This is a genomic window from Oleiphilus sp. HI0086 (assembly GCF_001635225.1).
In genome coordinates this window covers 37,002-43,845 of sequence record NZ_LWFZ01000685.1, presented here as the reverse complement: position 1 = coordinate 43,845, position 6,844 = coordinate 37,002, and the positions used below count along the sequence as shown (strand labels likewise).

At 45.0% G+C, this 6,844-nt stretch carries 7 protein-coding genes; all 7 read right to left on the bottom strand.

The genetic code is table 11. The features are described 5' to 3' along the window. Window positions 1-205: 205 nt before the first annotated feature. Window positions 206-1,108: a DUF368 domain-containing protein gene (locus A3756_RS10655; protein WP_068511502.1), complete on the bottom strand. Its 903-nt coding sequence runs from the start codon at window positions 1,106-1,108 to the stop codon at window positions 206-208. A 78-nt stretch (window positions 1,109-1,186) separates the two neighbouring features. Next, a complete protein-coding gene (locus A3756_RS10650; RefSeq protein ID WP_068514134.1) occupies window positions 1,187-1,816 on the bottom strand; it encodes a protein-L-isoaspartate(D-aspartate) O-methyltransferase in 630 nt (209 codons plus the stop codon). 38 nt (window positions 1,817-1,854) lie between these two features. Continuing rightward, window positions 1,855-2,598 (bottom strand): 5'/3'-nucleotidase SurE, encoded by a 744-nt coding sequence (surE, locus tag A3756_RS10645; RefSeq protein WP_068514132.1) that lies wholly within the window; start codon window positions 2,596-2,598, stop codon window positions 1,855-1,857. Continuing rightward, window positions 2,595-3,578 (bottom strand): tRNA pseudouridine(13) synthase TruD, encoded by a 984-nt coding sequence (truD, locus tag A3756_RS10640; protein ID WP_082865198.1) that lies wholly within the window; start codon window positions 3,576-3,578, stop codon window positions 2,595-2,597. Before truD ends, surE begins: the two co-directional genes overlap by 4 nt. After that, window positions 3,575-4,882, bottom strand: coding sequence for a 2-C-methyl-D-erythritol 2,4-cyclodiphosphate synthase (gene ispF / locus A3756_RS29240; protein WP_068514129.1), 1,308 nt, complete (start codon window positions 4,880-4,882; stop codon window positions 3,575-3,577). The genes truD and ispF overlap by 4 nt, the downstream gene beginning before the upstream one ends. Window positions 4,883-4,954: 72 nt before the next feature. Next, window positions 4,955-5,233 (bottom strand): cell division protein FtsB, encoded by a 279-nt coding sequence (gene ftsB / locus A3756_RS10630; RefSeq protein WP_068514126.1) that lies wholly within the window; start codon window positions 5,231-5,233, stop codon window positions 4,955-4,957. Window positions 5,234-5,550: 317 nt separating this feature from the next. Next, on the bottom strand, window positions 5,551-6,843 hold the full coding sequence (eno, locus tag A3756_RS10625) for a phosphopyruvate hydratase (protein ID WP_068514123.1): 1,293 nt from the start codon (window positions 6,841-6,843) through the stop codon (window positions 5,551-5,553). Between the last annotated feature and the right edge of the window lies 1 nt (window position 6,844).

Here is a 6,844-nt window from a genome sequence, read left to right as displayed (position 1 = left end):
GTAAACAATTCGACAAACCTCTCCATAACATATAGCTATAATATTTTTTTATTTAATTCTTTTTACTTCTTTAACTTAATGAAGAATATTAAGTTACTTAGCTAAGTCATTCATCTTCTATCTTATTCGCTCAGAATATAAGCAAATTAAACGTTACCGCAAAATACACCAGTGTTACCCTAAGAAACACTCTTATTAAAACAGATCACACACTTTTTGTGTTCTCTTTCTCATTATTTGCGCCCAAGCGGGAAAGCAGCAATACAATTAAAGCTGAACCAATGGCACAAATCACTGCAAGCACTAGATAGGAAGACTCTTGCGTTAAGGCTACATACTTATCCGGAGAAATATTAGCCTCTAACAAAGGTACTAATTCACCATGACGGTTTTCGCGATAGCTTAAAACCTGCTTCCAAGGCCAAACCTTGTTCAAGGCACCAATCATAAAGCCTGTTAAAACAGCCAAAGTCAGTTTTCTATAACGTGAAAATGTCCAAACAAGTAGTTTGGCAATGGACAAAATACCAATACCACACCCCAGCACAAAGACACTTAATACGGCGAGATCAAAGTCCTTCACCGCCCCAAGAATATAAGCATAGGTGCCCAGAATCAGTAAGATAAAGCTTCCGGAGATACCTGGTAGCACCATAGCGCAAATCGCAAGCACACCCGATAGAAAGGCGTTAAAGAGTGTTTGATCAATACTCGCTGGAGACATTGAGGTTAAGCCCCAGGCAAATACGGCTCCCAATAGCATTGCGATAACCAAGCCAACGCTCCACTCCCTTACTTCACGACCCACTATGTATACAGACGCCAAGATGAGACCAAAAAAGCCGGCCCAAAGAGGAATAGGAAAGTTAGCCAGCAGAAAAGTAATCACCTTCGCCAAGGATATTGCGCTTGTCACAATGCCAACAAACAGAGTAAGAAGAAAACTGGCGTCTGCCTTTTCCCAGACTCCTTTTAAGCTTCTATTTTTTAATGCTAGTAACAAAGTAGGAAGAATTGAATTTAAGGCTTGTAGCAGGCGCTCATAAATACCCGTAATAAAAGCAATAGTGCCACCACTAACACCCGGCACAATATCAGCGGCACCCATCAACACTCCCTTTATAAAAACCCATCCATCTATTTTCACATCTACCTCTTTATGGTGCCGTTTTGTATCTTAAATTTATTAGCGAATCGTTCCTGGAAGAAAGGGTACGAACATCGCAGGCTCAATTATCTTTTGTTCATAACTTGAGCCTTTTCTTGTGACAATAGTTAAGCTTTGTTGAGCATCTCCCAAAGGCAAAATCATCCGCCCGCCCTCTTTTAACTGACGAACCAGCTCCAATGGAATTTCTGTGGGCGCCGCCGTCATAATCACTGCGTCATACAAACCACGCTCCGGCCAGCCTATCCCGCCATCGGCATGACGAGTACTGATATTATTCAAGCCTAGCAGCTTAAAGCGTTGAACCGCTTTTTCTAACAGAGGATTAATTCTCTCAACACTATAGACCTCACCCACCAACTGAGCCAAGACCGCCGCCTGATACCCAGAGCCGGTGCCAAGTTCAAGAACTCTACGCGGCGCCGTTTGCAGCAACAACTCAGTCATTCTCGCAACAATATAAGGTTGGGAAATAGTTTGGTTGTGCCCAATCGGTAAAGCTGTATCTTCATAAGCCCGATGAGATAGCGCCTCATCGAGGAATATATGCCGCGGCGTATCCAGCATGACTGCCAATACATCCTCGTTGGTAATCCCCTCATCCCTGAGCCGCTGAATGAGTCGCATCCGGGTACGGCGCGAGGTCATTCCTATTCCTTCGAGATCAAGTGTCTGACTCACGATATTCAATCCTCTAAACAATCTTTTACTTGTGATATCAGCTCATGACGAGTCATATCAACTTGAAGCGGCGTTACTGAAACATAACCGTTCTTTACCGCGTCAAAATCTGTACCTTCTCCGGCATCGTCTCCCTCGCCTGCAAGCGATATCCAATATCGCTGTCGACCTCGTGGGTCTGACACTTCCTCTGGGGGAAGCCCTTTTGCCCGATGCCCCAAACGCGTGACTTTAATTCCCTTAAGCTGCTCATAAGGCACATCCGGCACATTGACATTCAAAATGGTTCTTTCAGGCACTTCCAAATCTTTAGAGCGAACCAATAAATCGAGTACCACTTTTGCTGCAGTTTGATAATGAAACTGACCCTGGTTCACTAGGGAAACAGCGATAGCGGGCTGCTTTAAAAACCGCCCTTCAATCGCTGCAGCGACTGTCCCCGAATATAACACGTCATCGCCAAGGTTTTCATGAGAGTTAATACCTGAGACCACACGCTCAAAGTCAAGATCAAAAAGTGATGAGACCCCTAGGTGAACACTATCGGTCGGCGTACCATCAATACAGTAATGGCCATTTGCAGTTTCCATTACACGCAAAGGGCGACTCAAAGTCAGTGAACTGCTTGCGCCACTATGATCACGATCCGGTGCAACCACCTTCACCTCGAACTTGGAAGATAGAACCTCCGAGAGTACCTGTATACCTTCAGCATTAATACCGTCATCATTGGATATCAGTAAACTCATCGTGTGCTCCGCATGCCTTGATTACCCTCTCCCAAGCCTTGAGACAAGTTAAACACTTCGGCAAGCAATGAAGTAGCAAAGACTCCCGTAGGTAATTGAAACTCTAGTTCAAGCTCAGCCTCTCCCATTGACCAAGACATCGCCTCAGGGACAACAAGGTATGGCCTCCGCTCTAAACGCAATCGATTTTGATGTATTCCTTTTTTAAAGGCAGGGTGCGCCTCTAGAATTTCTTTCTCTGGCTCAGTCAGTTCGTTACTTCCTGGCGTTTCGTCTCCGTATAGTGGGCCGCTTAGATCAGCGCTCAAGTCATCCCCACTTTCTATCAAGCTTGCTAGATTCAAGTTGTATAAGTACGAACGAGCTGCCGATAAATAGAAAGAACGCTGGCTTTTAGATGCTTTAATCTTACCTTCAAAATATTGTACGCCACGATCCAGATTCGCACCGTCAAAGCCGAATCGTTGAGGACCGAAGTAATTTGGAAAACCTTTATCTCTGACTTGTAGCAAAAGAGCTTCCACATTAGCCATATTGTCAATATTTCTCACCACCAACCTAAAGAAGTTGGCACTATGCTCGCCGCGTCTTAACTTCTTATTATGCCGTTGATAACTGAGTACTTTTACGCCTTCACATTCAAATTCGTTCCAATTAGGCTCAGGCTTATTCCCTAAATAAACACTAAACCATTGCCGGGTAAGCGCCCAACGATCCTTTAAACCTGACAGCCCGACATCCACTTTTTTGACGTGGGAGAAACGCGCTAACTGACCCGCCACATACTCAGTATTCTGACCATTTTTTTCCAGCCATAACCAAACGTGCTCCCCCTCACCACTTAGCTCAGGATTCATGACCTCTTCAACAAAGAAGTCTTCTTCTTTTGTCTTAATGACACCGGCAGGCCGCGGTAAGTCAGCGATACATGGAAAAACCAGATTGAACTGTGATTCTGGTAATGACCTTACTTCACTCACACGCTTCTCCTTTCACTTTCGCAGCTAGGTTTAGGCACTAACAATACACTTGCCTGACAAGCAACTCCTTCCTCACGCCCTGCAAAACCAAGGCGCTCTGTAGTCGTTGCTTTAACACTCACCAGCTCAGGAGAAACCTGTAAGTCCTGAGCAATATTTTCCTGCATCTTTCCTATATGCGGCGCCATCTTAGGAGCTTGAGCAATAATAACGCTATCGATATTGGAAACTACAAAACCTTTTTCTGAAATCAAGTGGTTTACTGCAGACAACAGTTCTCGACTATTTGCCCCTTTCCACTTTTCATCAGTATCAGGAAAGTGCTTACCGATATCACCTAAGGCCAAAGCACCTAACATTGCATCCATAATCGCGTGAATCAGCACATCCCCGTCGGAATGCGCAATAAAAGATTTGTGATGGGGAATTTTGACGCCTCCCAGGATAATTTCTTCACCCTCGCAAAATGCGTGCACGTCATAACCGTTCCCGATTCTCGGAAAGCTATTCATTTTTTCACCTCGTCCCAGCTGCGTCCGCGCAGCCAAGGTATCTGCAGCCAAACGTAAATCGTGCGGCCGCGTAATTTTGATATTGTCATCTGAGCCTTCAACTAGGCAGGGCGCCCCACCCATATGCTCTATTGCTGACGACTCATCGGTCACCGTCAGCCCAAGCCGCTGACATTCACTTAGGGCATGGCGCAGCTCGGCAAAACGAAAGACTTGTGGTGTAAATGCTCGCCAAAGTTTGTCCCGATCCGAAGTACCCTCAATCGCCCTTCCATCTTGTGATACCTTAATCGTATCAACAACGCGAGACGCCAGAATAGCACCGCCCTCTGAACCGTCCCAGGCGTCAACATGTTCAATCAAGTTATCTATATCTTCTCGACTTAAACAGGGCCGCGCAGCGTCATGCACCCACACCCAATCTTGCTCATCGGCAATACCTACCAAAGCATCAAGACCATTTAAAACAGTATTGAAGCGTTCACTACCACCCTTATACTGAATCACTCGAGCATCTTGAGCCAAACTATCGCTATCAAAATAGTCATCAGCCTCGGAAATACCTATATGCACCTGAGTAAAGCGAGGGTGGTCAAGGAAGGCTTTGGCACTCAGATAAAGAACACTGCTTGAACCAAGCTGAAGATATTGTTTAGGGATGTCACTTTGCATTCTGCTGCCAACACCCGCTGCCGGAATAATGACCCAAAACCGAGGTAGTGCTTGCTTAGCAGAGTCTAAGCCTGAGAGGGGTGAGGAGGTAAACGAAGGACTGGGGCTTGAAACCGACATAGTTGGGGCACAAAGTGATAAATAAAAACCTATGACCCGCTCTTGGTCATGGCAGGCGCTTGCAATGGGCCATTATAGTTTCGAAGCCACTACCATGTAAAAGGTTTCGTCTCGCCCTATCATGCCCAAACTGAAACGAGCACGTTCTTCAATCGCATCATAGCCATTTTTAAGGTCTAGCACCTCAGCATTCAGCTGAGCATTGCGCTCACTTAAGGTGTCATTCGCCGCCTGCTGCAAAGCCACTTTTTCGCGCAAATGCGAAACTTCTGCAAAGCTACCACTGCCAAACCACAAGCGGTACTGCAAACCAAGAATAACAATGACCATTATACTCCAGAGCACTTTCATAAGGACAACTTCACTACACCTTTAACTTCACACTAGTCACATTATTACTTAAAGATTGCCATACGCTGACAAGACACATAGACAAGCAAAAACGATATTTCTTCCCGCTACCACAGCGTAGAGACAAGAAAGCCCCGCTACATAAAAACGGATAAACAAACATATATTGGAATAAATTTACTCTAGTTCAGAAATTGGCTTTTAGCGAAAAGAATTCTGAAGATTAGCATAATTTAAGATAAGGCTTGTTTTGCCTAAAGACAAAAAAGCACTGAACGTTCAACGCACAGTGCTTTTCATTCAATCAAGGCCAGAAATTACTGTCCTTTGATCTCACTTCTACCCTTATAAGGCGCCTTGCTTCCCAACTGCTCTTCAATTCTCAATAAGCGGTTATACTTAGCAACACGATCAGAACGACAAAGTGAACCAGTCTTTATTTGGCCGGCACAGGTACCAACCGCCAAATCAGCAATTGTTGTGTCTTCTGTTTCACCAGAACGATGTGAGATAACTGCGGTATAGCCTGCATCTTTAGCCATCTTAATCGCATCTAAGGTTTCGCTCAGGCTACCAATCTGGTTGAATTTAATCAGAATCGAGTTAGCAATATCTTTTTCGATACCTTCAGAAAGAATCTTGGTATTGGTCACAAACAAGTCATCACCAACCAATTGAACTTTGTCGCCCAACTTTTCAGTTTGATACTTCCACCCATCCCAATCCGACTCGTCCTGACCGTCTTCAATAGAAACGATTGGATACTGGTCGCAAAGCTCAGCCAAATAATCAGAGAACTGCTCAGGGCTGAAAGCCTTACCTTCGCCTTTCATGTCGTATTTACCATCAACATAGAACTCAGTTGATGCACAGTCTAAGGCTAGCGTAATGTCTTTACCTAGCTCGTATCCTGCATTCGCTACAGCAACCTTGATTGCCGCCAATGCATCGGCATTAGAAGCCAAGTCAGGCGCAAAACCGCCCTCATCACCCACAGCGGTATTTAGACCTTGCTCACTTAATACCTTCTTCAAACCATGGAATATTTCAGCGCCCGCACGCAGTGCTTCGGCAAAAGTAGGAGCAGAAACTGGCTGAACCATAAACTCTTGGATATCAACATTGTTGTCTGCGTGCTCACCACCATTGATGATATTCATCATTGGCACAGGCATAGAGTACTGACCAGAAGTACCGTTTAGATCAGCAATATGCTCATAAAGCTCAACGCCTTTTTCTTGTGCTGCTGCTTTCGCTGCTGCCAAAGAAACCGCCAAAATTGCATTAGCACCCAGCTTAGCTTTATTCTCAGTACCGTCCAGATCCAACATAATTTGGTCTAAAGCTCGTTGATCGGTAACATCCTTACCTAATAACGCAGCCTTGATCTCTTCATTAATGCCGGCAACAGCCTTTAAAACACCTTTACCTAAATAACGACTCTTATCACCGTCTCTAAGCTCCAAGGCTTCACGAGAGCCTGTTGACGCACCAGAAGGAGCGCAAGCTGTACCCACCACACCAGACTCTAGAATCACATCCGCTTCAACAGTAGGGTTACCACGAGAATCCATGACCTCACGGCCTTTGATATCAATAATCGTTGTCATT